38 protein-coding genes are annotated in these 24,713 nt (G+C 65.6%); 4 read left to right on the top strand and 34 right to left on the bottom strand.

Translation table 11 applies throughout. From position 1 onward, the window contains the following. Nucleotides 1-43 precede the first annotated feature (43 nt). Both AM590_RS11220 and AM590_RS11215 read left to right on the top strand, forming a co-directional pair. A complete protein-coding gene (locus AM590_RS11220; protein WP_058827549.1) occupies nt 44-736 on the top strand; it encodes an SDR family NAD(P)-dependent oxidoreductase in 693 nt (230 codons plus the stop codon). Nucleotides 737-812: 76 nt separating this feature from the next. Then, the gene (locus AM590_RS11215) at nt 813-1,634 is read left to right on the top strand and encodes a hypothetical protein (protein WP_058827548.1); all 822 of its coding nucleotides are present in this window, start codon (nt 813-815) and stop codon (nt 1,632-1,634) included. A gap of 19 nt (nt 1,635-1,653) precedes the next feature. On the opposite strand, the gene AM590_RS11210 is transcribed toward AM590_RS11215, so the two are convergent. From AM590_RS11210 to AM590_RS11200, 3 genes are all read right to left on the bottom strand, one after another. Then, nucleotides 1,654-2,964, bottom strand: a complete 1,311-nt coding sequence (locus tag AM590_RS11210; protein WP_058827547.1) for a phosphoribosylamine--glycine ligase — start codon at nt 2,962-2,964, stop codon at nt 1,654-1,656. A gap of 61 nt (nt 2,965-3,025) precedes the next feature. After that, nucleotides 3,026-3,385 (bottom strand): hypothetical protein, encoded by a 360-nt coding sequence (locus tag AM590_RS11205; RefSeq protein ID WP_172795793.1) that lies wholly within the window; start codon nt 3,383-3,385, stop codon nt 3,026-3,028. Further along, nucleotides 3,373-4,380: a PGF-CTERM sorting domain-containing protein gene (locus tag AM590_RS11200; RefSeq protein WP_058827545.1), complete on the bottom strand. Its 1,008-nt coding sequence runs from the start codon at nt 4,378-4,380 to the stop codon at nt 3,373-3,375. The genes AM590_RS11205 and AM590_RS11200 overlap by 13 nt, the downstream gene beginning before the upstream one ends. A 138-nt stretch (nt 4,381-4,518) precedes the next feature. Between AM590_RS11200 and AM590_RS20860 the strand changes: the two genes are divergently transcribed. Both AM590_RS20860 and AM590_RS11195 read left to right on the top strand, forming a co-directional pair. Further along, nucleotides 4,519-4,719 (top strand): DUF1059 domain-containing protein, encoded by a 201-nt coding sequence (locus AM590_RS20860; protein ID WP_172795792.1) that lies wholly within the window; start codon nt 4,519-4,521, stop codon nt 4,717-4,719. A gap of 50 nt (nt 4,720-4,769) precedes the next feature. Further along, nucleotides 4,770-5,171: a universal stress protein gene (locus AM590_RS11195; RefSeq protein WP_058827544.1), complete on the top strand. Its 402-nt coding sequence runs from the start codon at nt 4,770-4,772 to the stop codon at nt 5,169-5,171. A 30-nt stretch (nt 5,172-5,201) separates the two neighbouring features. On the opposite strand, the gene AM590_RS11190 is transcribed toward AM590_RS11195, so the two are convergent. From AM590_RS11190 to AM590_RS11040, 31 genes are all read right to left on the bottom strand, one after another. Then, nucleotides 5,202-5,891 (bottom strand): hypothetical protein, encoded by a 690-nt coding sequence (locus tag AM590_RS11190; protein ID WP_058827543.1) that lies wholly within the window; start codon nt 5,889-5,891, stop codon nt 5,202-5,204. A 120-nt stretch (nt 5,892-6,011) separates the two neighbouring features. Next, nucleotides 6,012-7,253 carry a TIGR00300 family protein gene (locus AM590_RS11185; RefSeq protein ID WP_058827542.1) on the bottom strand — a complete coding sequence of 414 codons (1,242 nt, stop codon included), beginning with the start codon at nt 7,251-7,253 and terminating at the stop codon, nt 6,012-6,014. 92 nt (nt 7,254-7,345) lie between these two features. Next, nucleotides 7,346-7,837 (bottom strand): hypothetical protein, encoded by a 492-nt coding sequence (locus tag AM590_RS11180; protein ID WP_058827541.1) that lies wholly within the window; start codon nt 7,835-7,837, stop codon nt 7,346-7,348. A gap of 71 nt (nt 7,838-7,908) precedes the next feature. Further along, a complete protein-coding gene (locus tag AM590_RS11175) occupies nt 7,909-8,850 on the bottom strand; it encodes an alpha/beta hydrolase (RefSeq protein WP_058827540.1) in 942 nt (313 codons plus the stop codon). After that, on the bottom strand, nt 8,847-9,203 hold the full coding sequence (locus AM590_RS11170) for a hypothetical protein (RefSeq protein WP_042663572.1): 357 nt from the start codon (nt 9,201-9,203) through the stop codon (nt 8,847-8,849). The genes AM590_RS11175 and AM590_RS11170 overlap by 4 nt, the downstream gene beginning before the upstream one ends. Nucleotides 9,204-9,303: 100 nt before the next feature. Then, entirely contained in the window at nt 9,304-10,026 is a 723-nt protein-coding gene (locus tag AM590_RS11165) for a hypothetical protein (RefSeq protein WP_058827539.1), read from the bottom strand. Nucleotides 10,027-10,191: 165 nt separating this feature from the next. Continuing rightward, on the bottom strand, nt 10,192-11,661 hold the full coding sequence (gene secY, locus AM590_RS11160) for a preprotein translocase subunit SecY (RefSeq protein WP_058827538.1): 1,470 nt from the start codon (nt 11,659-11,661) through the stop codon (nt 10,192-10,194). Between the two features lie 3 nt (nt 11,662-11,664). Further along, a complete protein-coding gene (locus tag AM590_RS11155; RefSeq protein WP_004974953.1) occupies nt 11,665-12,162 on the bottom strand; it encodes an uL15m family ribosomal protein in 498 nt (165 codons plus the stop codon). Beyond that, a complete protein-coding gene (locus AM590_RS11150; RefSeq protein ID WP_042663568.1) occupies nt 12,159-12,623 on the bottom strand; it encodes a 50S ribosomal protein L30 in 465 nt (154 codons plus the stop codon). The genes AM590_RS11155 and AM590_RS11150 overlap by 4 nt, the downstream gene beginning before the upstream one ends. Beyond that, a complete protein-coding gene (locus AM590_RS11145) occupies nt 12,623-13,267 on the bottom strand; it encodes a 30S ribosomal protein S5 (protein WP_049905066.1) in 645 nt (214 codons plus the stop codon). Before AM590_RS11145 ends, AM590_RS11150 begins: the two co-directional genes overlap by 1 nt. Further along, the gene (locus tag AM590_RS11140) at nt 13,264-13,818 is read right to left on the bottom strand and encodes a 50S ribosomal protein L18 (protein ID WP_058827537.1); all 555 of its coding nucleotides are present in this window, start codon (nt 13,816-13,818) and stop codon (nt 13,264-13,266) included. The genes AM590_RS11145 and AM590_RS11140 overlap by 4 nt, the downstream gene beginning before the upstream one ends. Further along, on the bottom strand, nt 13,818-14,273 hold the full coding sequence (locus AM590_RS11135; RefSeq protein WP_008095301.1) for a 50S ribosomal protein L19e: 456 nt from the start codon (nt 14,271-14,273) through the stop codon (nt 13,818-13,820). The genes AM590_RS11140 and AM590_RS11135 overlap by 1 nt, the downstream gene beginning before the upstream one ends. Then, nucleotides 14,273-14,980: a 50S ribosomal protein L32e gene (locus AM590_RS11130; protein WP_058827536.1), complete on the bottom strand. Its 708-nt coding sequence runs from the start codon at nt 14,978-14,980 to the stop codon at nt 14,273-14,275. Before AM590_RS11130 ends, AM590_RS11135 begins: the two co-directional genes overlap by 1 nt. Next, nucleotides 14,980-15,516, bottom strand: a complete 537-nt coding sequence (locus tag AM590_RS11125; protein ID WP_004974940.1) for a 50S ribosomal protein L6 — start codon at nt 15,514-15,516, stop codon at nt 14,980-14,982. Before AM590_RS11125 ends, AM590_RS11130 begins: the two co-directional genes overlap by 1 nt. Before the next feature lie 4 nt (nt 15,517-15,520). Then, nucleotides 15,521-15,913 (bottom strand): 30S ribosomal protein S8, encoded by a 393-nt coding sequence (locus AM590_RS11120; RefSeq protein ID WP_004042581.1) that lies wholly within the window; start codon nt 15,911-15,913, stop codon nt 15,521-15,523. A gap of 3 nt (nt 15,914-15,916) precedes the next feature. Then, nucleotides 15,917-16,093 carry a 30S ribosomal protein S14 gene (locus AM590_RS11115; RefSeq protein ID WP_004042587.1) on the bottom strand — a complete coding sequence of 59 codons (177 nt, stop codon included), beginning with the start codon at nt 16,091-16,093 and terminating at the stop codon, nt 15,917-15,919. Then, nucleotides 16,090-16,608 (bottom strand): 50S ribosomal protein L5, encoded by a 519-nt coding sequence (locus AM590_RS11110; RefSeq protein ID WP_004974920.1) that lies wholly within the window; start codon nt 16,606-16,608, stop codon nt 16,090-16,092. Before AM590_RS11110 ends, AM590_RS11115 begins: the two co-directional genes overlap by 4 nt. Beyond that, nucleotides 16,605-17,348, bottom strand: coding sequence for a 30S ribosomal protein S4e (locus tag AM590_RS11105; RefSeq protein WP_008095292.1), 744 nt, complete (start codon nt 17,346-17,348; stop codon nt 16,605-16,607). The genes AM590_RS11110 and AM590_RS11105 overlap by 4 nt, the downstream gene beginning before the upstream one ends. Then, nucleotides 17,345-17,701: a 50S ribosomal protein L24 gene (gene rplX / locus AM590_RS11100; RefSeq protein ID WP_058566955.1), complete on the bottom strand. Its 357-nt coding sequence runs from the start codon at nt 17,699-17,701 to the stop codon at nt 17,345-17,347. Before rplX ends, AM590_RS11105 begins: the two co-directional genes overlap by 4 nt. Nucleotide 17,702: 1 nt before the next feature. After that, nucleotides 17,703-18,101, bottom strand: coding sequence for a 50S ribosomal protein L14 (locus AM590_RS11095; protein ID WP_004974917.1), 399 nt, complete (start codon nt 18,099-18,101; stop codon nt 17,703-17,705). Beyond that, nucleotides 18,101-18,445: a 30S ribosomal protein S17 gene (locus tag AM590_RS11090; RefSeq protein WP_042663561.1), complete on the bottom strand. Its 345-nt coding sequence runs from the start codon at nt 18,443-18,445 to the stop codon at nt 18,101-18,103. Before AM590_RS11090 ends, AM590_RS11095 begins: the two co-directional genes overlap by 1 nt. Next, entirely contained in the window at nt 18,436-18,867 is a 432-nt protein-coding gene (locus tag AM590_RS11085; RefSeq protein ID WP_058827535.1) for a ribonuclease P protein component 1, read from the bottom strand. Before AM590_RS11085 ends, AM590_RS11090 begins: the two co-directional genes overlap by 10 nt. 1 nt (nt 18,868) lies before the next feature. Then, nucleotides 18,869-19,081, bottom strand: a complete 213-nt coding sequence (gene rpmC, locus AM590_RS11080; protein WP_004062417.1) for a 50S ribosomal protein L29 — start codon at nt 19,079-19,081, stop codon at nt 18,869-18,871. Next, nucleotides 19,082-19,990, bottom strand: a complete 909-nt coding sequence (locus tag AM590_RS11075; RefSeq protein WP_058827534.1) for a 30S ribosomal protein S3 — start codon at nt 19,988-19,990, stop codon at nt 19,082-19,084. Continuing rightward, nucleotides 19,990-20,451: a 50S ribosomal protein L22 gene (locus AM590_RS11070; RefSeq protein ID WP_004042608.1), complete on the bottom strand. Its 462-nt coding sequence runs from the start codon at nt 20,449-20,451 to the stop codon at nt 19,990-19,992. Before AM590_RS11070 ends, AM590_RS11075 begins: the two co-directional genes overlap by 1 nt. A gap of 3 nt (nt 20,452-20,454) precedes the next feature. Then, complete coding sequence (locus AM590_RS11065) at nt 20,455-20,877, bottom strand: 30S ribosomal protein S19 (RefSeq protein ID WP_042663557.1); 423 nt, start codon at nt 20,875-20,877, stop codon at nt 20,455-20,457. A 2-nt stretch (nt 20,878-20,879) separates the two neighbouring features. Then, nucleotides 20,880-21,605 carry a 50S ribosomal protein L2 gene (locus tag AM590_RS11060; RefSeq protein WP_004974912.1) on the bottom strand — a complete coding sequence of 242 codons (726 nt, stop codon included), beginning with the start codon at nt 21,603-21,605 and terminating at the stop codon, nt 20,880-20,882. Nucleotides 21,606-21,607: 2 nt separating this feature from the next. Further along, a complete protein-coding gene (locus AM590_RS11055) occupies nt 21,608-21,859 on the bottom strand; it encodes a 50S ribosomal protein L23 (RefSeq protein ID WP_058827533.1) in 252 nt (83 codons plus the stop codon). Then, nucleotides 21,856-22,602 carry a 50S ribosomal protein L4 gene (rpl4p, locus tag AM590_RS11050; RefSeq protein WP_058827532.1) on the bottom strand — a complete coding sequence of 249 codons (747 nt, stop codon included), beginning with the start codon at nt 22,600-22,602 and terminating at the stop codon, nt 21,856-21,858. The genes AM590_RS11055 and rpl4p overlap by 4 nt, the downstream gene beginning before the upstream one ends. Before the next feature lie 3 nt (nt 22,603-22,605). Continuing rightward, a complete protein-coding gene (locus AM590_RS11045) occupies nt 22,606-23,622 on the bottom strand; it encodes a 50S ribosomal protein L3 (protein WP_058827531.1) in 1,017 nt (338 codons plus the stop codon). A 4-nt stretch (nt 23,623-23,626) separates the two neighbouring features. Continuing rightward, the gene (locus AM590_RS11040; protein WP_058827530.1) at nt 23,627-24,469 is read right to left on the bottom strand and encodes a putative RNA uridine N3 methyltransferase; all 843 of its coding nucleotides are present in this window, start codon (nt 24,467-24,469) and stop codon (nt 23,627-23,629) included. Between the last annotated feature and the right edge of the window lie 244 nt (nt 24,470-24,713).

Here is a 24,713-nt window from a genome sequence, read left to right as displayed (position 1 = left end):
GTCGGGGGGTAGCTTTAGGCTCGGTCCCTCCTTACGGCCCCGCATGAACGACACCACCGCGGTGGTCACAGGCGCGAGTTCCGGAATCGGCGCGGCGGTCGCGCGCGCCCTCGGTCGCGCCGGTGCGACCGTCGTCGTCTGCGCCCGCGACGGCGACGCCCTCCAGTCGGTCGTGGACGACATCGAGGCCGGCGGTGGGACCGCCAGCGCCGTCCGCGCCGACGTGCGCGACGAACTCGACATGGAGCGCCTGATGGAGACGGCGGCCCGCGCCGGCGGGCGCATCGACGTGCTCATCGCCAACGCGGCCGTCGCCCACGGCACGCCCGGCGAGATGCCCGCGCCCGAGGAGTCCTACGCGGCGTTCGACGACACCCTCCGGACCAACGTCCGCGGCGTCTTCGCGGCGGTCAAAGAGGCGCTCCCGCACATGGCCGACGACGGGCGTATCCTCGTTCCCTCCGGCTCAATCGCTCGTGAGGCGAAGCCGGGGATGGGCGCGTACGCCGTCTCCAAGGCGGCCGCCGAGGCACTCGGCCGGCAGCTCGCCGCCGACTGCGACCAGACCGTGACGGTCGTCGACCCCGGCCTCGTCGCCACCGACCTCACCGGCGGGCAGGGCCGCGACCCCGACGACGTGGCCGACCTGTTCGTCTGGGCGGCGACCGACGCCGACCCCGCCGAGTTCGACGGCGACATCGCGGACCTCAAGGCGTGGAGACAGGCAACGCGGTGACGTCTCTCGTCGTTTCGACTCCCCCCATCCCGCCGGAACCGCACCCCTTATTAATCCGAACCAGTTCGTTCACAATATGAACCGTTCGACGGCCATCGGCGCGGGGAGCGTCGTGGCACTCGTCGCGCTCTCCGGGTACGCCGCGAGCGCCGAGGCGTGGAACCTCCTTATCGTCTCGTGGGCCGCTTTCGGCGCGATGGCCTTCGCCGCACCGTTCGGCGCGTGGAGTCGGGCCGAACACGCCGAGGGGCTCGTGTGGGGCTACGGCCTCGCTAGCGGCGCGATGGTGACGAGTGCCGCGGTGTTTCTGGTCCCACAGGCGATTGGTCACCACCCCCAGTTCGGCGGTTTCGGCATCGCGTTCGGTATCCTCGTCGGCTTCGCCGCCCACACCGTCGGCCACCGCTTCGCACACATGGACTTGCCCATCGACCGCACCGTGGCCGAACTCTCGGCGCACGCGGTGTCCGCGGGCGCGATTATCGGCATCGTCTACGGGAACATCGACGTGGGCGTCGGTCTCGGCCTCGCCATCGTCTCCCACAAAGGACCGGCCGGCTACGCCGCCGCCCGCCGGCTCTCGGGACGAGGCGAGTCGGTCGCTCCGCTGCTCCTCCCCGCGGCGGGCCTCGGTATCGCCGCCATCGTCTCCAGCGCCGTGTCGCTCCCGGCGACCGGCGCCTTCCGCGGACTCGTCTTCGGTTTCGCTTCAGGCGTCTTCCTCCACGTCGCCATGGACTTCCTCCCGCGCTGTGAAATCGGGAGCGAGATTCACGAACTGCTGTCGGTCGAAGACGACCACGCCCACGCGATTCTCGACCGCCTCCGGGTTCACGCCGCGCTGAGCACCGGCGTCGGCGGCCTCGCCGTCTTCGCCGCGTGGCTGCTGCTCAACTAATCGACTCCCGACGAATCGACTACTCGCCGGCCGGTCCGAGGTAGCCCCACGCGAGCAGTCGGTCGCCGTCACCGTCTATCCAGCGCTCGCCGATGTCGTCGCGGTAGTACAGGTTCGGAATGACGATGTTGTCGACGCGGTCGTACGCCTGTTTTCTCGCCACCTGCATCGTCTCGCCCTTGCCGGTGACGACGAGCGGGATGCCGCTTTCGCCGGCCGCGCGCCACTGCCCATCGACGAGCTTCGCGTCCTCGATGTGGACGCCCTCGCGGCTGTCAGTCTCGAAGACGACCGCCGCGTTGCGGGAGTTCTCGTCGTAGGTCTTCTCGTCGGTGAAGGGAAACGGCGGCAGAACGATGCGGACCGCGATTTGGTAGCCGCCGTGCACCGATAGCTTGGGGTCGTTGCCGTGGGCGAGGTCGTAGAAGAACTGCGCGGTCGACGACTCGAAGGACTCCTCTTGGAGCGTAATCGTCGGGTAGCCGAACCGCGGGGTGAACTCCAGCGGGTAGATGCCGTGTTCGTTGACGATGCAGTTGATGTCGATGCTCCCGACGTAGCCCTCCTCGGCGAGCCACGGTTCGAGCCGGCCCAGCGTCTCCTCGAACAATCGGTTCCGACCGGCCCAGAACATCGAGGTACCCATCTCGCCGGTCGAAGGGCCGATGTTGCCCGGGAAGAGCTTCTTGTGCTCGAAGTTGAAGTTCACTGGGTCGACGAACGTCTCCCCGTTGAAGAAGCCGCAGACGGCGATTTCGACGCCTTCGACCTTCCGCTGGAGCTGAAAGCCCTTCATCCGGTGGCCCCACGCCTGCTTGTACGCGCGGAGCACCTCGACCACGTCGCTCCCGTCGTCCTCGTTGCCGACGTAGAGGAGTCGCTTGACGTTCTGCACCTCGCCGAGCGGTTTGATGACGTAGGGGGCGCGGTTCCGCCGGACGTACTCGATTCCCTCGTCGAAGTCCCGGAAGACGCGCTGTTCGATGGTGTTGACGCCGTGTTCTTCGAGCACGTCCATGGCGTAGCCGCGGTCCTCTTCGAGGCGGTCGGTGTTGGGCGTCCCGCCGACGACGGCGTGCCCCTCCTCGCGGAGTCCTTGCGCCAGCGCCCCGGTCCCGATATCGGAGCCGACCCAGATGTCGTCGAAGACGATGACGTCGGCCCACTCGACCTCCGCGCGCCAGTCGTCGGTCTTCGGAACGAAGCCGTCGCCGATTTCCTTGTCGCGCTCGGCTTCGATGTAGTACCGAACGTCGTGGCCCTCCCTGTGGACCTGCCACGCGAGGTCGGTGATGAGCGCAGCGTCCGCCGACACGAAGAGGAAGTTCATACCCCACGACTCGGCCGGCGACCTGAAAACTGTGTGTGGTGAGTGGTGACTCGGCGGCGACTCAGTCGCTCGTCAGCCGGCGAAGCTGGATGGAGACGCCGAGCGCCGCCCCGAGGAGCAACACGAGGTTGAACGCCGCTTGGAACGGCGCGCGGTACTCGGGGTTCACCCACGTCGTGATGGTCTGGCTGGCGTTGAGATAGAACTGCAGCGCCGCGATGAGCGCGAGCAACAGCAGTCCCGCGAGGACCGCGTAGTCGAGGTAGCGGCGCATTCGGTCCGCGAACTCGCGGTTCTCGATTTCTTCGTCATCTCCCGCGTCGTCGGCACTCTCGGTTGGCTCCGACGTCATGTCGCTCGGGACCGTCGTCTCGATGTCGGCACTCTCGGCAGTCGTCGATTCGTCGCTCATTTCGACCACCTCCGGGCGACGAAGACGGCCGCGAGCAGTCCCACGACCGCCACTACCGGGCCGAATCCGGGTGCCTGCGAGGAGGTCTCGGTCGGTTCGTAGTCGGTTTCTCGCGGTACGTCGCCGTCGCCGTTCTCGAAGTCTTCGACGCGGAGTTCCACGTCCTCTCTGGTCTGGTTCACGCTAATCGTCCTCGTTGGGTTCAGGTTCGCCGCGCCGCGGGCGGTGTCGATGACGACCCCGTCGCGGAGCAACACGGTGTCGATGTAGTAGTTGTAGTCGTTCGGGACGCTCGCCGACGCGTCCACCGTCTCGGTCCGGCCGGCCGCGATGGTCCCCGCGTCGACCGTCGTCCGGGAGGCCACGATGTTCGATTCGGCCTGCCGGAGGACGAACAGCACCGAGAGGTCCTCGGCCGGGTCGTCGCCGGCGTTCGTCAGCGTCGCCGTCAGGTCGAGCGTCGTCCGGTCCTCGCCGGCGTCGGCGATGGCGAACGACACGGGCGGGAGCGCCTCGCTGTCGGTGAACGAGGTGGTCGATCGGAGGTACGGCGGCTTGATGGCCGAGACGCCGCGGACGCTCTTTCGCGCTTGGTCGACCCGCTCGTCGTCGCTGTAGAGGACGACCTCGATGTCGTAGCCGCCCTCGCGGGGGACCGTGAGGTTGGTCGTCGTCGCCACCTCACCGTCCTTCGAGAGCGTCCCCACGTCGAGTTCCCGCGTCGTCGTCAACAGCCCCGACTCGGCGTCGACGGCGCGGACGAGGACGCTCACGTTCTTCGTGGGGTTGCCTCGGTGGTCGATTCGTGTCTCGATTTCGAGCGTGACCGTCTCCCCCGTCGCCTGTCCGGCCGCGATGGAGACGCCGGCGACGTCCACCGGTCCGGGTCGGACGGGCCCGTCGTCGGTCGGGTCCGCGACGACCCCCGGAACCACGGCGGCGGCGACGAGCGCCACGACGACGACGCCGACCGCCCCGGAGGTGAGGAGGGCGTTTCTTTCCATACCCGACTGACATTTACGGTCGGGTATATGTTTTGTCCCCGACGGATTGGCGGAGCAGGCGACACAACGGAGGCACCGGGGCCGCAGAGACACCGCGGCCGTGGGAACCCGCCCGTCAGCGGGAGTATCATGGTAACTATGAACACACGCTTTGGCCTCGGGGCGCGTATCTCTACTGCCATGTCGAAAGCGATGCAACAGGCGACGTGTTCGTGCGGGTTCAGTGTAACATCCGAGAACAGAAACGAGGTCGTGAAAGTGATTCAGGAACACGCCCACGACGAGCACGGAAAGAAGATGACGAGAGACGACGTGCTGGCGATGATGAAGCAGGCCTGACGAGCGTGGTCGGGCGTGGATTTTTATAGGACGGCGTAGCGATATGTGACATGGCAACATACGTTATCGGGACGAACTCGGTCCACACCAGCGCCGAAGTCTGCGACTATCTCTCGCGGCGAATCGACGCCGGTGACGTGCTCCACGTCGTCAACTCCCATCGCGGCGGCGACGAGACCGACAGCGAGGACGTTCGCGACGGCGAGGACGCTCTGAACGTCGTCGTCTCCCGTCTCGGCGACCTCGTGGACGTGGAGACCCACCAGTACATCCGCGGTAACGACGCCGCCGACGACATCCTTCAGTGCGCCGACGAACACGACGCCGACGAAATCGTCATCGGCGTCCGAAAGCGCAATCCGACCTCGAAAATCGTCTTCGGCAGTACGGCACAGGACGTGCTGTTGAACTCGAACATCCCGATGGCGGTCGTCCCGCTGGAAAAAGTCTAATCGTCGCGTCCGAAGTCGCCCGCGGCCGCGTTAGTCTCCGGATCGGTACTCGACGAGCACCATCTCGAACGCGGGCTCGTCGTCACCTTCCTCCTCGTAGAACGCCATGTAGCCCGGCAGCGGGCTCTCCGGCGTGACGCAGCTCTCCCAGAAGACGCTCCCGTTGGTCCGAACGACGAAATTCGCACACTCCAGGCCGGCGGAGGTGGATATCTCCTCGACTTTGAAGCTCACGTTGCCGTTTTCGCCGGAGGCCTCCCAGCCGTCGCCGACGCGGAGCGTCTCGCCGTCAACGCCGCTGTAGTACGGCGAGTCGAAGCCGATGGTGGCGACCGACCCCGACGGGCTTCCAGCGAGTTCGCCGTAAATCTCGTCCGGCGGCGCGCTCACGGTCTGCTCGCTCGTCGTGTTGGGCGTGACCAGCTTCGTCCGAATCGTCACCTCGTCGTCGGTCGCAGAGACGACCTCCCACTCGTAGGTGGCGGTGCCGTCGATGCTCGGACTCGTGATGTCGTAGCGGTAGTACTGCCCAGTCCGGTACCGCTGGTCCCACGTCCCGTTGAACGTGAAGGACGTTCGTTCGGCGTCGCCGTCGCCGCTCTGGCCGGCCGACTCGCCGTCGACGGCGGTCCCGGTTGCGTCTGTCGCACCCGTCGATGCGTCGGTCGCGGTCGTGGCGTCGCCGCCGACGCCACCCCCGCATCCGGCGAGGAGAACCATGAGTGCTGCGAGAAGCACTCGCGCTGCTGTGGGTTGCATACAGCACACGAGAGGCCACCCGGGGTCATAATAGACACGTCAGACGGGGCGGTGGCGCGGTGTGACCCCCGAGCGACCCGGTCAGTCCTCGCGGTCGGCTTCGAGGACCTTCTCGGCGAGCGTCGGCACGAACGTCCCGATGTCCGTGACCATACCGATGGCCTGCGAGGAGCCGCGGTCGAGCAGTTGCGTGACGGTCGCGGGGTTGATGTCCACGCAGACGGTCTTCGCCGTCGAGGGCAGGCAGTTGCCGACGGCGACCGAGTGCAGGAGCGTCGAGAGCATGAGCACCATGTCGGCGCAGTGGGCCTGCTCGCGGATGGCGTTCTGCGCCTCGATGGTGTCGGTGATGGTGTCGGGAAGCGGACCGTCGTCTCGAATCGACCCCGCGAGGACGTACGGCACGTCGTTTTTCACGCACTCGTACATCACGCCCTCTTTGATGAGTCCCTCCTCGACCGCCTCGGCGATGCCGCCGGCGCGGATGACCTCGCTGATGGTGTAGATGTGGTGTTTGTGGCCCTTTCGGGGGTGTTCCATCGTCTCCATGTCCATCCCGAGGGAGGTCCCGTACAGCCCGCGTTCGATGTCGTGGGTGGCAAAGCCGTTCCCGGCGGAAATCATGTCCACGTAGCCCTCGCGGACGAGTTCGGCGAGGGCGTCGCCGCCGCCCGAGTGGATGAGCGCCGGGCCGGCGACGACGAGGACGTTCCCGCCGTCTGCCTTGGTCTCGCGGAGCGCGTCGGCCACCTCGCCGATGAGCGACTCCGACGGTCGCTCCGAGGAGACGCCGCCCTGCATGAACCCGAAGGGGCCGGAGGCGTCGCGGGGGCGTTCCGGCGGCTTGACGCGAATCCCCGCCTCGTCGGTGACGACGAGGTCGCCCTCCTCGATGCCGTTGAGGACCTTCGTGTAGGCGCGCGGGCCGTTTTCGGTCTCCTCGATGACTATCGCGCAGTCCATCTCGATGTCCTCGACCGGGAGCCACTCGCCTTGATACCGAACGTCGGTCGGGTGGTTCGTCGTCGAGTAAAAGCCCACGGGGACGACCCGGTCGGCCGGTGAGGCCTCGACACGGGCGTCGACGGGGTCCGTGAGGTTCGCGCCGATCTGGTGGAGTTCGTGCAGTATCTCCTGCAGCGTCTCGCGGTCGTCCGCGGTCACCGACATCCGGCAGTACGAGGTCTCGTCTTTCTGCCGGCCGACGTCGAACTGCTCGACGTCGAAGTCGCCGCCGAGGTCCATCACGATACCCATGGCCTGTTGCATCATCCCCGAGTCGATGATGTGGCCCTCGAGTTCGACCGTGCGCGTAAACGTCATCGACGGAGAGACGGGAGAGGCGGCAAAGTGGGTTACGGACGCGATAACGCGAAGAAAAGACGGAGTCGGACGGCGTTCAGTTCGGCCCGGGTTCAGAGGAAGAAGCTCTTGAACGTGTTGGCGACGGTCCAGACGACCTGGTCGACGGGGTGGCCCTTCTCGCCGGAGACGCGGATGCGGTCGTCGGCGAGGGCGTCTTGAACCTCGGCGAGCGGGTCAGACGAGTCGGCGATGGTTTCGAGGGTCTGCCGGTCCGTCGTGATTCGGGTCGACGCCTCGTCGTTGGGGCCGGTCGAGATGTCGTCGATGCGCATGTCGTCTTGCACCGACGCCGAGAACACGTGCGTCTCGTCGCCGTCTTCGATGTAGACGTTCACCGTCTTCCCGGCGATGAGGCTTCGGGCGAACGAGACGTCGAGCTGTTCGACGTTGTCATTGTACAGCGCGACGCCCTCTTCGAGGAGCTGTTGCATCTCCTCGTCGCTCGGTGCCTCCGACTCCTGTGCGAACACCGGGGCGGACGCGGCCACCGCGACGAGCGCGACGGCGAGGAACAACGAGACGAAACGTGTGGATGTGGACATTTCTGTGTGGTATAGGCCGGGCGAGGACATAATGGTTCGCGCGAGCGTTCAACGGGATGACTCGTCTCCTGTCATCGAACCGACTTGAGGAACGACAGGAGGTGGCCGAACGTCTGTTCGAACGCCCGGTCGTAGTGGTCGAAGTGACCGACTGGGAGTTCGACTAGCGTCGACTCCGGTAGCTCGTCGGCGAGGTCAGCCACCGCGTCGGCGGGCGCGAGGTCGTCGCGCGTCCCGGAGACGAGGAGCGTCGGGCAGGTGAGGGCCTCCGGGTCGGAGATCGCCCGATAGCGGAGCAGCGAGAGGAACAACCGAGCGGGCGTCTCGTCGCGCCACGCGCTCCCCGGGGGCACGAGGTCGCGGTAGGCGGCGCGCACGCCGGGGTCCTCGAAGACGGCCATCGACGAGCCGTCACCGACGACGGGGACGCGATACGGGCCGAGGAGCCGCGACTGGAGTTTGTCGCGGACGCCGGCGGCGACCGCCGCGAGCGTCCCTTTGACGCCTCGGCCCCGCGTGACCGCCTTTCCGTCGAGCATGGGGTTCTGGGCGACGACCGCGGCGACCCGACCGTCTTCGGCCGCTGCGCGGAGCGCGTAGCCGCCGGAGAGTCCAGCCCCCCAGAGGACGAGCGAGCGCGAGTCGATTTCGTCGCGCCCGCGGAGTCCGTCGAGCGCGGCGTGCCAGTCGGCGACCTGCGAGTCGGGCTCCACGAGATTCCGGGGCTCCCCGTCGGAGTCACCGGTGTTCCGGTAGTCGAAGAGGAACGCGGCGTAGCCCGCCTCGGCCAGTCGCTCCGCGTAGGTGCGGAGACCGAAACGGCGCTCCGCGGCGAGTTCGCCGGCCATGACGACCACCGGCGGCGACTCGACGCCGTCGGGGCGGTAGAGCCAGCCCGCACAGTTCGCCCCCTCGCTCTCGAACGTCAGCGAGACGCGCGAGTACTCGAAGTGCGAGGGCCGACGCGGACCGCGCGCGGCGGGCGGCTCGCCGCGGTGACGCCACGCGCTCACGCGTCTCCCTCCTCGTAGAGGCTGTCGAGAACGCGCTGGGACAGTTCCTCGTCGTCCAGCGAGTAGTCGTTGTACGCGCGAATCCAGTCGGCTTCGAGCGTCCACGTCGCCTGCACGTCGCCCTCGCTTCGGAGCACTGTCGCCTCGACGGTCCTCGGGTTGAACTCGTCGTCGCGAGCGAGGTCGAGGAAGGCCGTGACGGCGCGGCCGACTTCGCCGTGGTCGGGTTCGACGTCCGGGAACGCCGTGAGATAGGTCAGCGAGACGGACTCGTCGAGCGAGACTGACTCGACGCTGATGCCGTTGCCGCGGAGCGCCTCCTCGACGGCGGCCGCCGGTTCGAGGTCGTTCATACCACGCGATACGACTGCCGGCGGCTAAACGTTTGCCGCGAGACAGGACGAGTCACGGGCCGCTCGTCTGGCTCGGGCCGGGTCGTTCCCCGACACGCCGTCAGTCCGCGCTCGCGTCGGCCCGGCGGAGCGTGTCGTGGAGCGAAAACAGCGGTTCGATGTCGCCGGCGGCGTAGTCGACGAGGAGCCGGGTGAGTTCGGCGTGCGTCCGGGTGTGGTCGAGTCCCGCGACCACGCCGTCGACGTACGCCTCGCCCAGCGCCTCGCCGACGTGCGCCCCCTTAACGTGGCCGTCCTCGATGCCGAGGCGTTCGAGGTAGCCCGCCGGGAGGTCGTAGTCGTCGTACCAGACGGTCGGCTGGTCGACGCCGGCTTCCTTGCACGCCTTCCACAGCGCGGGGATGTCGCGGTTCGGGCGGACTGCTCCCGGGTACGCCTCGGCGGCGAGGGTTCCGAGGTCGACGTGGTCGGCGAACAACGCGTCGATTCGGCGCGGCGCGTCCGCCCAGACGCCGGCGTCGGCGACTCGGTCGGCCCACGTGCGGAGGTGGTGTTCGTCGAAGTACTCGCCGTTGTAGGTGACGACGCCCTCGTCGCGGGCCTCGCACCACTCGACGACCCGCCGGAGGAGGTCGGCCGTGTGTTCAAGCGACCAGTCGCCATCGCGGAGGAGCACTTCGACTTCGACCTCGGAGTCGTCGCCGTCGCCACGGTAGCCGAGGCCGACGGCGACCAACTCGAAGTCGTCGGTGTTCCGGAAGTCGCTCGGCGGGCCGTTCGGGCTGGCCGTCTCGATGTCGACTGCGAGTCGCCCCTCGTGCATACCCCGCTGTTCCGGCGGCGGCAGTCAAAAGTGACCGGATTGTCCGGCGGTACGGGCGGTCCGAGGCGGTCGCGCCGCTCTCGGTGCAAGCGGGTCAGAAATGAAGTGAAGTGGAAGTGACGTTCGCCGCGAGCGTGCGGCGGCAGTCGAGCGCGTCGGTGCTCGCTATTCGGAGCCGAACATGTTGCGCATCATCGGGTGCATCTCCATGAGCTGTTCCTCCGCGATCTCCTCGTACAGCTTGTACGTGATGGAGACCGTAAGGAGCAGCCCCGTCCCGGAGACTGCGCCGATGGTGCCGAGCATGTTCGCCATGACGGCGAGCAGGCCGACGAGCGCGCCACCGATGACGGTCACTTGCGGGATGTACCGCTCCATGACCTTCTCGATGACCTGCGGGTTGCGTCGGAACCCGGGAATCTGCATCCCGGAGTTCTGAATCTGTTGCGCGGTCGATTCCGGACCCATGCCCGTCGTCTCGACCCAGAATATCGCGAACACCGCGCCACCGACGATCATGAAGACCAGGTCGATGAGCACGCGGATGGCGATGTCGAGCGGGTCGGCCGACGTGAGCCCGAGGAACCACATCCAGTCGGACCGCGACTGGATGGGCGCGAGGTAGTAGAACAGGCCACCGGTGACCTGTCCACTCGTGTACTGGCCGAGCCACGCTGGCATGGCGGTCCACGAGTTGTTGAGGATGCGCCCGAGGAACTGGATGTTCGCCTGCAGGGCGCGGACGAGGATCATCGGCAGGACGCTCGCGTAGATGAGCTTGACCGGGAAGCGACCGCGGGCACCCTTCACGCGGGCGTGCGAGAGGGGAATCTCGACGCGAACGCTCTCGGCGTAGACGACGATGCCGAAGATGAGCACCGTCGTGATGAGTGCGAGCAGCTGTCCCTGACCGAGGAAAACCGTCGACAGCAGGTCGGTCGGCGAGGCCGGCAGTTCGATGGCACCGGTGACGATGCCGATCCACGTCGGGAAGAACCCGGACGCGCCACCGAGGCCCTCCCAGCTGAACAGCCCACCGACGAGCTGCTGGCTGACGCCGGCGATAATGAACAGGCCGACCCCGGAGCCGACGCCCCACTTGCTGACGATCTCGTCCATGAACAGGATGAGGACACCACCGACGGCGATCTGCGCGAAGATAAGTCCCTTCACGCCGAGCGTACCGATGCCGAGCGACGCCGCTACGGCTTGGTCGGCCGGCAGGAAGTTGCCGGCAAACACCATCGGCAGACCCGTCAGGACGATCATGACCCCGACGAGCAGCTTCTGCAGACCCTGATAGAGGATCTGGTCGCGCGGATTGTTGTCCGTGTCGAGCCCGAGCAGGTCAGCACCGCCAAGCAGTTGTAGGACGATGCTCGCCGTGACGATTGGACCGATACCCAGTTGGAGCACCGAGCCCTGCTGGCCGGCCAAGATCGACCGGAACTGACCGAACAGGTCGTTCGCGGTCGCGGCGTCGACGCCGAACAGCGTCACGTTCGTCAGGAAGAAGTACAGAACGAGGATGCCACCAGTCCACCCGAGCTTCCGGCGGAACGGTACGTGTCCCTCCGGTCGGGCGACTGCGGGCATCCGCGCCAGCACTGGTTCGGCGGCGTCCTTCCATCCCATGATTTATTCCTCGTCGTCCTCGTCGGCGTCGGCCGATTCCTCGGCTTCCGCCGCTTCTTCGGCGCGTTCGGAGAGTTCGGCGTTGCCGCCAGCCTCCTCGATGAGTTCGACGGCACCGGCGGTGAAGGCGTCGGCGACGACGTGCAGTTCGTTACGAACCTGCCCGCCACCGAGCACCTTCACGACGTCCGCTTCCCAGCCGTCCTCGGCCACGTCGCGGGCGTCGATGGTGTAGGTGTCGCCGTCCTTCTCGGCGACTCCGTCGGCCGCGAGGAGCGCCGCGTCCTCGTCGAGCTTCTGGATCTTGACTTCGGCGACGTCGTCCTGCAGGACGTCAGGTCGCTTGAAGCCGTGCTTGCCGAGCGGCTCGTAGTTGTGGAACTCGTGTTTGTCGCGTCCGGCGCGGCCGCGACCGCCGCGGTGACCGGCACCGCGTCGGTTCTTGTGCGTACCGCCGCTGTGCGTGCGGGAACCGCGTTGGCGTCGCTTCTTGGACGTCATCGCATGTCCTCCAGGAGCTCGTCGATCTGTTCGGTGCTGTGCTTACCGAGCTGACCGCCTTCCTTGGTAACGTGCTTCTGTCCGCGGTGACCGCCACGCGGCGGGTGCAGACGGAGCACGGGGGAGACGCCCTGCTCTCGCAGCGTCGTTTCCTCGTCGACGATGGCCTGCGCGAGCGCGGCCACGTCGTCGTAGTCGGTGTTCTCGGAGACCCACTCGTCAGTGATGTCGCCGTCGCCCTGCTCGGGCTCGGCGCGCGTGCTGATGAGGGTCTCGACGACGTCGACGCTCGGCTCGCCGTGCGCGACGAAGTCGTTGACCTTCGAGATCATCCCGCGGTAGGCGTCCGTTTCCGGCACGAACGTCGCGTGGTTCACGCGGTGGATGTTGAGCATCGTGAGCGTATCGCGGACGTCCTGTGCGATGTTGACCTCACCGCGAAGCTGAACGATAGCCTGCATTATTCGCGCACCTCCTGACGCACTTCACGAGCGCGCTGGGGCGTACGGGACTGCGACGCGTTCTTGAGCGCGTTGTAGGTCGCCTTCGCGAGGTTGACCGTGGTCCGGGTGTTCCCGTCGCTCTTGGTCCAGGCGTCCTGGATACCGGCGAGTTCGAGGATGTTCCGGACGGTCTCTGCGGCCGCGAGGCCGAGACCCTGCGGGGCGGGAATGATACGGACCGTCACGGAGCCGGCCTTGCCCTCTGCCTTGCGCGAGAGGGAGTTGAGGCCGCCTGCGCGGTCTTCCCACGACCCCGAGCCGCGGTCTACCTTGATGATGTTCAGTTTCGCCACCTCGATGGCTTTCTGGATGGCACCGCCGACCTGGTCGTCGCGGGCCTCAGCGTAGCCGAGGTAGCCGTCACGGTTCCCGACTGCGACGACACACCGGAACTTCACCCGGCGGCCGGAGTCGGTCATGCGCTGGACCATGTTGATGTCGAGCACCTCGTCGTCCAGTCCGGGAAGGAGCTGGTCGACGAGCTGGGGTTCCTTAAGCGGAAGTCCCGTCTCGAGCGCCTGGTCCATCGACGTGACGTCGCCGTTCTGCACCATGCGGCCGAGCCGCGTTCGCGGCTCCCAGCCGTTGTTATTTCTGCTCATTCGTCCTCCTGAAGGTTCCCGAGCACTTCGTCGAAGTGGTCGGGGAGGTTCGTGGCATCGAAGTCTCCACTGTAGAGCGGCTCGTCGAGCAGCTCTGCGTACTCGGCGATGTGGACACCGCGGTTGCGGTCCCAGTCAGCGAGCACTGCGTCGTTGTGGGGGATTTCGAGGCCAGCGTCGATAGCACCCTCCTGCACCGCGAAGACCTTGTTTCCGGGCGTGGCCGTGTTGAGGCCGATGTCGAGGACCGCTTCCTCGACGCCGGCGGCCAGCGCCCGCTTACCTGCCAGATACCCCGTGAGGTACGCGCTCGGGAGGTTGCCCGTGGGGGCTTCCCAGCCGTACTCGTCGAGGTCAGCAGAGGTCGCTGCAGCGTGGGTCTCGTCGCCCTGCGGGCCCGGAGTGACCAGCTGCGCCCTGACGTGCTTGTTGCTCACGCGAGCAACGAGGCGGGGCTTGCCCGATTTCAGCAGGCGCAACCTTTGATGGTAATCGGTCCGGACTTCGCGGCGACGCCGCATCGGAACCTTGTATCGTGGTCCGGTCGCCATTATTGAATCTCCACCTGGTAATTGTTCTGAATGTACGCTTCAAGCCGGTCCACGCTATCGAATTCGCCACCGGACGCCTTGTTGTAGAGCGAGCGGTACTGGGAACGGTCGAGCGTTCCGTCCTCGCGAAGCTCTTTCAGGCGACGGCGCTGGGCGCGGATTCGGCTGACCCATGCGTCTTTCTTGTTCTGTCGAGCGCCGGAACGGCCCTTGCGGGAGCCGGCACCCTTGCGGTGACCGTAGGAACGCTTGGCGGCGCGCTCGCGTGCGCGACCTTTCGAGTTGCCCTTGGCGTCCTTGGCGCGAATCGTGCCCTCGTCGACGAGTTCACGGATGTCTTCGCGCGTGATGGCCTCCGCGATTTCGGCCTGTTCCTCGGGGTCGAACCAAACTCGACCCTTGCCGACGTCGAGGACGTCGGCCGCCATTCGCTTCTGCGCTTTGAGGTCCGTCATCAGTTATCCACCTCTACTTCGACGTAGGTGGGGTTGAGGACGCGAATCTCGCGGTCCTCACACGCTTCCTCGATGCGCTCGCGCTTGCGCGAGCCGACCGAGGAGGCGATGCGAACTGCCTGCGTATCGCCGTCGATGCCTTCGAGGTCGTCCGTGTTGAACACGCGGACCTCCTCGAAGCCCGACGGGTGAAGGCCGCGGGCGGCCTTCGGCGTGCGGTAGCCCGCCTCGACCTTGGGGCCCTTGCCCTTGATACCGATACGCTGTTTGGAGAGACCACCACGGGGGCGACGCCACGACGTGGGCGTGCGCTTCTTCTTGTGGTGGTCCTGCCGGTTGAACTGCGGCTTGCCCTCGCGGCGCTTCTGCGCCAGGGCTTCCGCGGTTTCGTCGTCGAGCTGGGGCTTCTTGTCCGCGTGACCGCGGGGCTGGAGCTCCGTCTCGACGTCTTCGGCTTCCTCTTCCTCAGGCTCGGCTTCAGACTCGTCTTCGACTTCGGCCTCGGCCTCGTCGGAGACCTCGAGGCCACCGACGTCGGCTTTGATACGCGCGGCGAGCGCGTTACCGATGCCGTCGACCTCGGCCAGTTCGGACTGGCTCGCGGCCTGTACGTCGTCGACGCTCTCGAAGCCGGCTTCGCGGAGTGCGTCGGCCTTCGACGGGCCGACGCCGCTGATGTCTTCGAGTTCGGTGATTTCTTCCGACATTAGGCATCACCAGTCTGCGGTTTCTGGGTGATGTACACGCCGTCGGTGAACACGCGAGTGTCCTTGTCCTTGACGCGGGTGAGTTGTTCGATGTCGGCGGCGGTCTGCCCGACGTCCTCCTTGTTGGAGCCCGTCAGGGTGAGTTCTTCGCCGTCGACCTGTACGTCCGTGTCGCCGCGAATCTGCGCTCGTCGCGGGGACTTCTCGCCGAGGAAGTTCTTGATGACCACGTCGCTGCCTTCGACGCTAACCTGCATCGGGAAGTGAGCGTAGTGGACTTCCATCTTGTACTCCCACCCCTCGGTCGCGCCGTGAAGCATGTTGTTCACGTGGCTCTCGAAGGTACCGATGGTCGCGTTGGTCTTCGCGTTCTCGACGTCGCTCTCGATGACGATAGCGTCGTCTTCGGCGGAGACCGAGACGTTCGGGTACCAGAGGCGCTTGGTGACGCTTCCGTTGGGGCCCTCGATGGTGAGCTCGAGGTTTTTGACCTCGGCGGATACCTCGTCCGGGATTTCGATTTCTATTCGGCTCATTGTTCTAGTAGACGTAGGCGATGATCTGGCCACCGATGCCCTTCTCGCGGGCCTCGTAATGGCTCATGACGCCGTGGCTCGTCGTGACGATGAGCGCGCCGTAGTCACGGGCGGGGAGGAATCGCTTCTCCCATTTCTCGAAGTCGTCGGCTCCGGCAGAATACCGGGGCTTGACGACGCCACAATCGTTGATTGCGCCTTTCAGTTCGACCTCGAACAGACCGGCCTTGCCGTCGTCGACGAACTCGAAGCCGTCGATGTACCCGCGGTCGTAGAAGACCTCGAGGACGGAGCCGATGATGTTGGAGGCGGGCTGGATCTCGTGGGACAGGTGTCCGACGCTCTCGGCGTTGTCCACACCGGAGAGAGCGCTACTGAGTGGGTCGTTGTCAGCCATTGCTTATCGGTACTTCTTGAATCCCATCTCGCGGGCGATCTCTCGGAAGCACTGGCGGCACAGGTTGATGTCGTACTTGCTGACAAGTCCCTGCTTTCGACCGCAGCGCCGGCACTCGTTCTCCTGGCCGGTGCGGCGGGATGCGTGCTCGCCCGTCTGTTCTGTTTCGCTATCGCTCATTCTTCAACCTCCACGTCGAACGTGGACTCGATGAACGCGACGGCGTCCTCGACGGTCATCCGGTGGGACGACGGAATCTGACGGGAACGCTTGTCGCGCTTTTTCACTCGGTAGCCGGGGCGGACGAGGTTGACCGTCACGTCCAGCCCGTAGATACCGATCTGCGGGTCGTACTCCTGGCTCGGGAACTCCGTGTGCTCTTCGACGCCGAAGCCGAAGTTGCCCGTCTGGTCGAACGACGAGACGGAGAGGTCCGCGATGGGGAGTGCGGTTTCGAGGAACTCGACGGCGGTGTCACCACGGAGGGTGACCTTCGCGCCGACGGGTTCGCCGCGGCGGACGCCGAAGTCCTGCGAGGCGCGGCCGGAGATCGTGCGAACGCTCTCCTGACCGGTGATCTCCTCGAGGATGTCCTCGGCCTTCGCGAGTTCGCGACCACCTTCGCCGACGCCCATGTGGACGACGACCTTCTCGATGCGCGGGTCGCGCATCGCGTGGAAGTCAGCCTCGCTCATTCGTCATCACCGCCGTCAGTAGCCTGACGTGCTTCGGACTCGTCGTCCGAACCCGTGAAGTTCTCGTCGATGACGACGACGTACTGTTCGACCGTCTCGAACTCGCCGTCTTCGGTCTCGACGACAACGGAGTTGTTCCCGCTGCCGGGCGTGACGATGATCTCGGTGATCTCGCCGATCTCGCCGGAGTGCCGTCCGTTGACGGCCGTGACGAGCGCGCCTTCCTCGTAGGGGAAGTGCGCGACGACGTCCTTCGTCTCGTTGTCGACGACGATGGAGTCCTTGCCGCTGTATTCCGACGCGTCCTCGACGATGAGGGTCGCCCCGTCGTGGAGCGTCAGCTGGAAGTCGCCACCGCCGACCTGCGTCTTGTTCACGATCTTACCGAGACGGCTGGATGCCGAGTCGGCGTCGATGGGGGTCAGCGCCAGGCGGCCTCCCTCGTCGGGGAAGACGCGGTAGTACTCCTCTCGCTGGACGAACGCCAGGATGTCGAACATCCCGATGGGACGGCGGACGTCGGAGGCCACGTCGCCGTTGACCAGAATGCTCTGGTGGTTAAGGGCGTACTGGGCCTCCTTCTTCGAGTCCACGTAGCCGAGCACGTCGCGCAGGACGATGAGGAGGGGAACCCCCTCTTCGCCGTGCGGACCCGCTCCGGCCTTGACCGTGAACGTGCCTGTCTTGCGCTCGACCGGCCAGGACTTCGGTACGGACAGTCGCTTCTGGTGTCGAGTCATTCGTTATCCTCCTTGAGTCGGGCCTCGCGCACGTCGTCTTCGAGGTCCAGTTCCGTCACGCGGACGTTACTGGCCTGAAGGGGGCGTGGGACCTCCTCGCCGTCGGCTTTCTCAACGGTGACGCCGTCGACGTAGATGACGGCGTCGGTGAGGTCGACCTCGGTGACTTCGCTTTCTTCGCCGGCGAAGTCGCCGCGGAGCACCTCGACCGTGTCGCCCGCGTTGACGCGGACGTTGCGGCTGCCGTACTCCTCGCGGAGGTCGGCCGACAGCGGTGCGCGGACCTGCTTTTGCCGCTCGTGGAGCGGCGCGTCGCGAATCTGGGTTCGCTGTTTGCGCGGTTGTCGAGTCATACTATACAATCATCGTAGCCGTCGATGCGATACTCCCGAAGCGCTCGGCGACTTCGCGTGCGACGGGACCCTTGATCTCGGTCCCGCGAGGCTCTTCCATCTCGTCGATGATGACGGCGGCGTTGTCCTCGAACTTCACACGCGTGCCATCGGGCCGGCGGATGGATTTCCGCTGGCGGACGATGACCGCTTCGAGCACCTGGCGGCGCATCTCGGGGGTACCCTTGGTGACTGAAACAGTCACCTTGTTCCCGATGCCTGCCTTGGGGTGGCGGTTCTTCGTGCCGGAGTAACCCGCGACGCTGATAATCTTCAGTTCACGAGCGCCGGTGTTGTCGGCGCACGTGACCAGCGAGCCACGGGCGACACCCTTGGTGATGTCCGCTTTGAGCGCTTCCATCACTCGTCACCTCCGATAATCTCGACGACGACGTGGGATTTCGTCTTCGAGAGAGGTCGGGTCTCCGCAATCGTTACTTCGTCACCGACAGCGACGTCGTCGAGCACGCCCGGCACGTGTGCCGGGATGCGGGAACGTCGCTTCATGTAGCGGTCGTACTTCGGAACGAATACGTCGTACTCCCGCTCGACGATGACGGTCTTTGCCATGTCCGTCGAGACGACTGTCCCCTCCAGGGTCTGACCCCGGACGGAGAGCGAGCCGTAGAACGGACATTTTTCGTAGTCGTAAGCCTCGGAATCGTCAGGTTCCGGAGGCATTGGAACGTCAAGTCCTATCGCCATTTCGAGTCACCTGTAGTTTCGGTGCGCAGGGCGGGTCGTGAGAGCAGTTGTGCGCCATCCACCGTAACGTAGGCCACGCCCTCGCAATTCCCGGAACGGGAAGCCGCCGATGATGAGTCGGCGAGCCGATCAGACTGACTGGCATCAAATCCGCCAGTAGTATCCGACCGAAGTTTGGACGCGGTCCCCGACGCCTTCGCGGCGCCGGCGGCTTCATCTGTACGCGGAATCTCGAATTCGAAGGTCGCCCCTCGTTTCGGCACCTGCCGCACCCGAGACCCGTCGTCGACCATGAGCGTGTGCATCGTCTCGACGACGATGCGACCGGCTATCCCGACGAGGTCGGGGTTCGCCGCGTCGACGACCTCCACGTGGAGGCCGTTGAGCTCGTGTCGCGTGAGGGTCTCGGGTGTAAGTGGCATTTTATTCTTCGTCGAGGTCGCCTTCTTCGCCCTGAATCGTCTTGATTCGGGCGATGGTCTTCTTCAGTTCAGAGACGCGGCCGGGGTTCTCCGGCGCGCCACCCGCGGCCTGCACGGCCTTCGCGTTGAGCAGCTCCGTTTCGAGCTCTTCGAGCTCGGCGGTGCGCTCTGCGGGCGTCATGTCGCGAATCTCTTCGGTGTAGAGGATCGCCATTTATTCTTCCTCCGTTTCTTCGTCGTCGTCTTCCATCTCCGCGACGAGGTCGGCCGCCTCTTCGGCGACGTCTTCGTCGAGTTCTTCGTCGTCGTCGACGACTTCCTCGACCGCTTCGTCCTCGTCGTCGTCGGCTTCGTCGACGACTTCTTCTTCGACCGCTTCGACGGCCGCTTCCTCGACGACGTCTTCGTCGACTGCGTCCGTCTCGTCGTCGGCCTCCTCGGAGACGTCCGGAACTTCTTCCGGCTCCTCTTCGAGGAGGTCCTCGACGCTCTCGGTCTCTTCGATCTGTTCGACTGCTTCGGGGTTCGCGTCTTCCTCGACTTCGAAGTCGTCGGGGAGCTTCGCACCCGGCGGGATGATCTTGACCGTCACGCCGATGGTACCGAGCTTCATGACTGCGACGCCCTGACCCTCGTCGACGATCTCCTGTGCGGGCTCGCCGTTGTGCTTGATGTAGCCGCGGTTGAACTTCTCGACGCGGGAGCGAGCGCCCGTGACCTTCCCGGAGAGGACGATTTCGGCACCGAGGGCGCCGGCGTCCATGATGCGGTCGATGGTCGTGTGGCCCGCCTTACGGAAGTACCAACCGCGCTCGAGCGCGTTGGCGAGGCGGTCGGCGACGATCCGGGCGTTGAGGTCCGGCTCGTCGACTTCCTGCACGTCGATCTGTGGGTCGTCGAGGTTGAATCGCTCTTCGAGTTCGCGGGTGACCTTACGGATGTTCTTCCCGCCTTTCCCGATGACCATCCCGGGCTTTTCGGCCTTGAGCACGATCTGGGTGCCCATCGGCGTCTTGGCGACATCCATGCCGCCGTAGCCCGCTCGGCCGAGCTCTTCTGCGAAGAACTCGTCGATCTGGGACCGCTGCAGTCCGTTCTCGATGAATTGGTGTTCGTCAGCCATTATTCCTCGACCTCTTCGATGATGAGTTCGACATCACAGATTGGGGTGTTCCACGGGTCCGCCCGACCGAAGGCGCGGGGCTTGCGACCCTGACGTTCGCCGACCTTGTGGGCGGCGACGTGCTTGATCTCCATGGCCGGTCCGTCGAACCCCTGTTCGGTCGCGTTGTTGCGAACGTTTTCGAGGAGTTCGAGGAACGCCTTGGACGCCTTCTCGGGGTACCGTCCCGCGTCCCAGCCGTCGATGTCGCTTCGGTGACCGACACCGGAGTTGTGCTGCTTGAACGGAACCGACCGCTCGCCGTCGATGACGGCTTCGAGGTACTCCTCTGCGTCGGCGACGGGCATCCCCTTGATGGCTCGGGAGATGGCCTTGCTGTGCTTGATGCTGATGGGCCGGTCCCGGAGCATACCCTTGGCCGTGGTGTCCGGGTCGGCCTCGACGCTGTAGTTGATTCCCATGGTTTACTTGAGGGGCACGAACTTCGAAGACCGGGTCGCGCCGATACCGGCCTGACCGTGCTCGACCGAGCTACGGGTCAGCTGGAACTCGCCCAGGTAGTGGCCGATCATCTCGGGCTGAATCTGGGTGCGTTCGAACTCCTGGCCGGTGTAGACGGCGAAGGTGAGACCGACGAATTCGGGGAGAATCGGCATGTCACGCAGGTGCGTTCGAATCGGTGCGTTAGCCGTCTCCTCTTCCGTCTTGTCCTGAGCCTTCGCGAGCAGCTTCTCGTGCTCGGCCGACAGGCCTCGGGTGATGGTTCGCCGCTGACGAGCGGGGAGCAGTTCCGCGACCTCGTCGAGCTCCATATCCTGCAGCTCGTCGAGCGTGTAGCCGCGGTAGGTGAACTCACCTTCGCGGCCGGTGCGGTATTGCGTACTCATGGTTACTTACCTCCCTTGCCACCGCGACCGGTGCGTTTGGAGGCGATGTCACCGACCTTCCGGCCCGGCGGAGCGTTCCGCGAGACGGACTTCGGCTGACCGGGGTGCTGCCGGCCGCCGCCACCGAACGGGTGGTCGACGGCGTTCATAGCAACACCACGCACGCGCGGCCACTTGATACCGCGCGCTTTCATCTTGTGGTACTTCTTGCCTGCCTTGACGAAGGGCTTCTCCGTGCGGCCGCCACCGGCGACGACGCCGATGGTGGCGCGGCAGTTGGGGTTGAGGCGCTTGACCTCGCCCGACGGGAGCTTCACGATGGCGACCTTGCGGTCGTGCGAGAGAAGCTGCGCACTCACGCCGGAGGCGCGGGCGAACTTCCCGCCGTCGCCGGGCTGGTGCTCGACGTTACAGACGGGGACACCCTCGGGAATCTCGGCGAGCGGCAGCGTGTTGCCGGGCTTGATTTCGGCGGAAACGCCGATCTGAAGCTCTTCGCCGACGGTGACACCCTCGGGCGCGAGAATCATGCGCTGTTCGTCCTCGAACTCGACGAGGGCGATGGGCGCGCTGCGTGCGGGGTCGTGCTCGATGCCGACGACCGTGCCCGTGATGGTGTCTTTCTCCTCGGACTTCTTGTGCGACAGTTCGGCCTTGTAGCGGTGCGACGGCGCCCGGAACGTGGACGTACCGCGACCACGACGCTGGCCCTGAATTCGGCGTCCCATGGTTAGAACACCCCGATACGCGACGCGACTTCCTGCGCGTCGTCGTCTTCAGAGAGACGAACTGTTGCTTTCTTTTTGCCTTTCATCGTGACCTGCGTGTTGACCTTCTCGACGGCCACGTCGTAGCGCGACTCGACTTCGTCTTTCACGTCGGACTTCGTCGAGTCGATGTGGACGATGAACTGGAGCTTGTTGTCGAAGTCCATCTGGTTCATCGCCTTCTCCGTGACCAGCGGGTGTTCGATGATGCTCATCGTTCTGCGACCTCCTCAAGCGCGCTCTCGGTGAACAGCGTGAGGCGACCGGCGTGGGTGCCGGGCGCGAGGTCTTCGGCGGAGACGTTCGCCGCGGTGGCGACGTCGACGCCGGCGAGGTTGCGAGCCGCTTTCGAGGGCTCGTCGGCCGTCACGAAGAGGATGGACTTCGGACGGGTGTACTTGCGACCGCGGAGCTTGCCCTGGCCGCTCTTGACCTTCTTGTTCTCCTCGGAGCGCTCGATGTCGTCGTAGACGCCGAGCGACTGCAGGAGGTCGACGACCTCCTTCGTCTTGACGAGGTCCTCGAAGTCGTCGGAGACGACGAGGGGGAGCTCGAGGTCGTCGTCGAAGCGGTGACCGCGCTCGGCGACCAGCTCGGGGTCCGCCGTGGCGGCGAGCGCCGAGCGGACGGCGAGCTTACGCTCCTTCGTGTTGATCTCCTTCCCTTGGTCCTTCTCGGCCTTCGGCGGGTGAGCGCGACGGCCGGAGACGGCGTGCGGGACGCGTCGGGCGACGCCGTTCTGGCGTGGGTCGTGGGACATCCCACGGCCGCTGCCCATGGACTCTGCCGGGGTTCGAAGTCCGGCGTAGGGGTCGGCACCGTACGGCTGTTTTCGGTTTGCCTGCGCGGCGATGACGGCACGCTTGATGAGGTCCGGACGGTAAGCCGTCTCGAAGACCTCGGGCAGGTCGATGCTGCCCGCGTCGTCGCCGTTCAGGTCTCGGATAGTTGCCTGCATGGTTTAACCCTGGTTCGATGCGGTAGAGACGTAGCGCACCTCGGGGTCGAGGCGCGGCTGGTCGTTCGGCCGGATGGCCGGGCGGAACCGCAGAAGGCGCTTGTTGGGGCCCGGCAGCGAGCCCTTGATGAGCGCGTAGGAGCCGTCGACCTCGCCGTAGTTGACGAAGCCACCGTCGACGGAGGCCTCGTCACCCTCACCGAGGTCGATGAGGCGCTTGTTGAGCTCAGTGCGCTGGTGGTAACCAGTCTGACCGAGCTGCGGAACCGTAGAGCGGACACGGGACGGGTTCCAGGGGCCGAGGTTGCCAATACGGCGTCTCCAGCCCTGGCGGGCGTGCTTGCCCTTACGCTTCTGGACGCCCCATCGCTTGACGGGGCCCTGCGTACCCTTACCCTTCGTGACACCCGCGGCGTCGAGGTACTCGCCGGCGCGGAACACGTCGGACATCTCGTGTTCGCCGCCCTCGGCAACGAGGTCGAGGGCGAAGTCGGCGCGCTCCACCATGGAGCCGCCGCCGACGCGAGTCTCCATCACGTCGGGCTTCTTCTTGGGCACGTTCGCGAGCTCGGAGGGCACCGTGTGCGTGATGACGCGGAGGTCATCGACTTCGCCGGCCTCGACGGCCTCGCGAAGCGCGTCGGCGTCCGAGTCGAACGTGTCTTCTGCCGGCAGGTCGAGGACGCGGTCGAGTTCGTCGTGGAACTCGCCCGCCCAGACCTCGGTCTGCGGCTTCATACCGTACGGCGTCTGCTCGTAGGCGCGAAGGGCGACGGCGCGCATCGGCGGCGTCTCGACGACGGTCACCGGGACGGACTCCTCCATTCCTTCGCGGGGGGAGTCTGCCTCGTCGTTGACCATCATCACGTGGGTCATACCGGCCTTGTAACCGGCGAAGCCCTGCAGCGCGGGAGAGCCGTCGTCGGACGGCCACGACTTGATGCGTGGAACCTCCTTGACTGCTCGCTTGCGCGGGCTGAAGCCCATCGAGCCTTTTCGTGGTCTGCTTGGTTGTGGCATGGATTCACTCCGTGAGTGTCAGGGAGGCGAGGGAGGCGAACATCGCTTCTTCTGTTCGCACGACCTCGCTGCCCTGTCGCGGAATCGTATTGAGCCAGAGGTCGAACCCCGGACCAACGGAAGGTTCGACGTCTGCAACATCCTCGGGAGACATCCCGAGCATGTCCGGAAGCCCACGGCCCGGCGACCCGAAGACGACGGTCATGCCGCCGGCATCGGTGATGCGGGCCGTCAAGTCGCCCAATGTGGGGACCGACAGCGGTTCGCCATAGCGAGACGTGGCGATTCGCACGCCCGCATCTGGCCTGCCGAGTGCTTCCGTGAGGTCCATGCGGGATACGTCGAAGCCCGGGAGGGGCTCGTCGACGATCCGCGCACGGACCGGTTCTCGCGAAGAGATCCTGACAGCGACGCGCTCTCCCTCTGTGAGGTTCATCCCGGGAGGGACGAACAGGGAGATCGGGTGTTGCATTCCGCAATTGACCCGAACGCGGTCGTCAGGTCCGACCTCGGTCACGATTCCTTCTCGCAACGCGGGCGACTCGTCGGAGTCGTCCGCGGTCGTAGACGCCACGAGAACGGGCGGCAAGATACCAGCGTAGCGGAGTTCGTCGCGCTTGCCCCAGACCTCCTTGCGGAGGTAAGGGGGCGTCGCGGCGTACCGAAGTACGGTTTCGACGAACTCGCCGCCCCACTTGTTCTCGCCGTCTTCGTCGGGGAAGACGACGAGTTCGTTCGCCCGGAAGACCGCCGCCGCGCGGGCGACGTAGCCGAGTTTGCGAGTTGCCTCGCGTTGATCTTCGGCTTCCCGGACGAGTGAGGACGGCACGAGTACGCTGAGTTTCATGCCGGGTTCATCCTCGTCTCGTCTAGACTGTGGCGTTTGTACCGGGGGCCTACCTAAAAGAGTAGCGAATCCATTCTGGGGTGATAGAGCGTCCCACGACCCAGTTTGCGGGGGATTGGCGAACGTCGCGTGGTACATAATTACACGGTCACCGACAGGTCGCCGAAGCCAAATCTCACGTGGTAGCAGGTGGCGCGCCGTCGCCCGATTTCTCCCCCGTTTCGCAAGTCTTATTTATCAACCC

Source organism: Haloferax sp. Q22, assembly GCF_001482285.1.
GTDB lineage: Archaea > Halobacteriota > Halobacteria > Halobacteriales > Haloferacaceae > Haloferax.
This window is presented reverse-complemented; position numbering and strand designations above follow the sequence as displayed.

Excerpts from the sequence above, each read along its gene's own strand:
- AM590_RS11220 (WP_058827549.1), top strand. The coding sequence starts at position 44 with ATGAACGACACCACCGCGGTGGTCACAGGCGCGAGTTCCGGAATCGGC.
- AM590_RS11215 (WP_058827548.1), top strand. The coding sequence starts at position 813 with ATGAACCGTTCGACGGCCATCGGCGCGGGGAGCGTCGTGGCACTCGTC.
- AM590_RS11210 (WP_058827547.1), bottom strand. The coding sequence starts at position 2,964 with ATGAACTTCCTCTTCGTGTCGGCGGACGCTGCGCTCATCACCGACCTC.
- AM590_RS11200 (WP_058827545.1), bottom strand. The coding sequence starts at position 4,380 with ATGGAAAGAAACGCCCTCCTCACCTCCGGGGCGGTCGGCGTCGTCGTC.
- AM590_RS20860 (WP_172795792.1), top strand. The coding sequence starts at position 4,519 with ATGAACACACGCTTTGGCCTCGGGGCGCGTATCTCTACTGCCATGTCG.
- AM590_RS11195 (WP_058827544.1), top strand. The coding sequence starts at position 4,770 with ATGGCAACATACGTTATCGGGACGAACTCGGTCCACACCAGCGCCGAA.
- AM590_RS11190 (WP_058827543.1), bottom strand. The coding sequence starts at position 5,891 with ATGGTTCTCCTCGCCGGATGCGGGGGTGGCGTCGGCGGCGACGCCACG.
- AM590_RS11185 (WP_058827542.1), bottom strand. The coding sequence starts at position 7,253 with ATGACGTTTACGCGCACGGTCGAACTCGAGGGCCACATCATCGACTCG.
- AM590_RS11180 (WP_058827541.1), bottom strand. The coding sequence starts at position 7,837 with ATGTCCACATCCACACGTTTCGTCTCGTTGTTCCTCGCCGTCGCGCTC.
- AM590_RS11170 (WP_042663572.1), bottom strand. The coding sequence starts at position 9,203 with ATGAACGACCTCGAACCGGCGGCCGCCGTCGAGGAGGCGCTCCGCGGC.
- AM590_RS11165 (WP_058827539.1), bottom strand. The coding sequence starts at position 10,026 with ATGCACGAGGGGCGACTCGCAGTCGACATCGAGACGGCCAGCCCGAAC.
- secY (WP_058827538.1), bottom strand. The coding sequence starts at position 11,661 with ATGGGATGGAAGGACGCCGCCGAACCAGTGCTGGCGCGGATGCCCGCA.
- AM590_RS11155 (WP_004974953.1), bottom strand. The coding sequence starts at position 12,162 with ATGACGTCCAAGAAGCGACGCCAACGCGGTTCCCGCACGCACAGCGGC.
- AM590_RS11150 (WP_042663568.1), bottom strand. The coding sequence starts at position 12,623 with ATGCAGGCTATCGTTCAGCTTCGCGGTGAGGTCAACATCGCACAGGAC.
- AM590_RS11145 (WP_049905066.1), bottom strand. The coding sequence starts at position 13,267 with ATGAGCAGAAATAACAACGGCTGGGAGCCGCGAACGCGGCTCGGCCGC.
- AM590_RS11140 (WP_058827537.1), bottom strand. The coding sequence starts at position 13,818 with ATGGCGACCGGACCACGATACAAGGTTCCGATGCGGCGTCGCCGCGAA.
- AM590_RS11135 (WP_008095301.1), bottom strand. The coding sequence starts at position 14,273 with ATGACGGACCTCAAAGCGCAGAAGCGAATGGCGGCCGACGTCCTCGAC.
- AM590_RS11130 (WP_058827536.1), bottom strand. The coding sequence starts at position 14,980 with ATGTCGGAAGAAATCACCGAACTCGAAGACATCAGCGGCGTCGGCCCG.
- AM590_RS11125 (WP_004974940.1), bottom strand. The coding sequence starts at position 15,516 with ATGAGCCGAATAGAAATCGAAATCCCGGACGAGGTATCCGCCGAGGTC.
- AM590_RS11120 (WP_004042581.1), bottom strand. The coding sequence starts at position 15,913 with ATGGCTGACAACGACCCACTCAGTAGCGCTCTCTCCGGTGTGGACAAC.
- AM590_RS11115 (WP_004042587.1), bottom strand. The coding sequence starts at position 16,093 with ATGAGCGATAGCGAAACAGAACAGACGGGCGAGCACGCATCCCGCCGC.
- AM590_RS11110 (WP_004974920.1), bottom strand. The coding sequence starts at position 16,608 with ATGAGCGAGGCTGACTTCCACGCGATGCGCGACCCGCGCATCGAGAAG.
- AM590_RS11105 (WP_008095292.1), bottom strand. The coding sequence starts at position 17,348 with ATGACTCGACACCAGAAGCGACTGTCCGTACCGAAGTCCTGGCCGGTC.
- rplX (WP_058566955.1), bottom strand. The coding sequence starts at position 17,701 with ATGACTCGACAACCGCGCAAACAGCGAACCCAGATTCGCGACGCGCCG.
- AM590_RS11095 (WP_004974917.1), bottom strand. The coding sequence starts at position 18,101 with ATGGAAGCGCTCAAAGCGGACATCACCAAGGGTGTCGCCCGTGGCTCG.
- AM590_RS11090 (WP_042663561.1), bottom strand. The coding sequence starts at position 18,445 with ATGGCGATAGGACTTGACGTTCCAATGCCTCCGGAACCTGACGATTCC.
- AM590_RS11085 (WP_058827535.1), bottom strand. The coding sequence starts at position 18,867 with ATGCCACTTACACCCGAGACCCTCACGCGACACGAGCTCAACGGCCTC.
- rpmC (WP_004062417.1), bottom strand. The coding sequence starts at position 19,081 with ATGGCGATCCTCTACACCGAAGAGATTCGCGACATGACGCCCGCAGAG.
- AM590_RS11075 (WP_058827534.1), bottom strand. The coding sequence starts at position 19,990 with ATGGCTGACGAACACCAATTCATCGAGAACGGACTGCAGCGGTCCCAG.
- AM590_RS11070 (WP_004042608.1), bottom strand. The coding sequence starts at position 20,451 with ATGGGAATCAACTACAGCGTCGAGGCCGACCCGGACACCACGGCCAAG.
- AM590_RS11065 (WP_042663557.1), bottom strand. The coding sequence starts at position 20,877 with ATGAGTACGCAATACCGCACCGGCCGCGAAGGTGAGTTCACCTACCGC.
- AM590_RS11060 (WP_004974912.1), bottom strand. The coding sequence starts at position 21,605 with ATGGGACGCCGAATTCAGGGCCAGCGTCGTGGTCGCGGTACGTCCACG.
- AM590_RS11055 (WP_058827533.1), bottom strand. The coding sequence starts at position 21,859 with ATGAGCATCATCGAACACCCGCTGGTCACGGAGAAGGCGATGAACCAG.
- rpl4p (WP_058827532.1), bottom strand. The coding sequence starts at position 22,602 with ATGCAGGCAACTATCCGAGACCTGAACGGCGACGACGCGGGCAGCATC.
- AM590_RS11045 (WP_058827531.1), bottom strand. The coding sequence starts at position 23,622 with ATGCCACAACCAAGCAGACCACGAAAAGGCTCGATGGGCTTCAGCCCG.
- AM590_RS11040 (WP_058827530.1), bottom strand. The coding sequence starts at position 24,469 with ATGAAACTCAGCGTACTCGTGCCGTCCTCACTCGTCCGGGAAGCCGAA.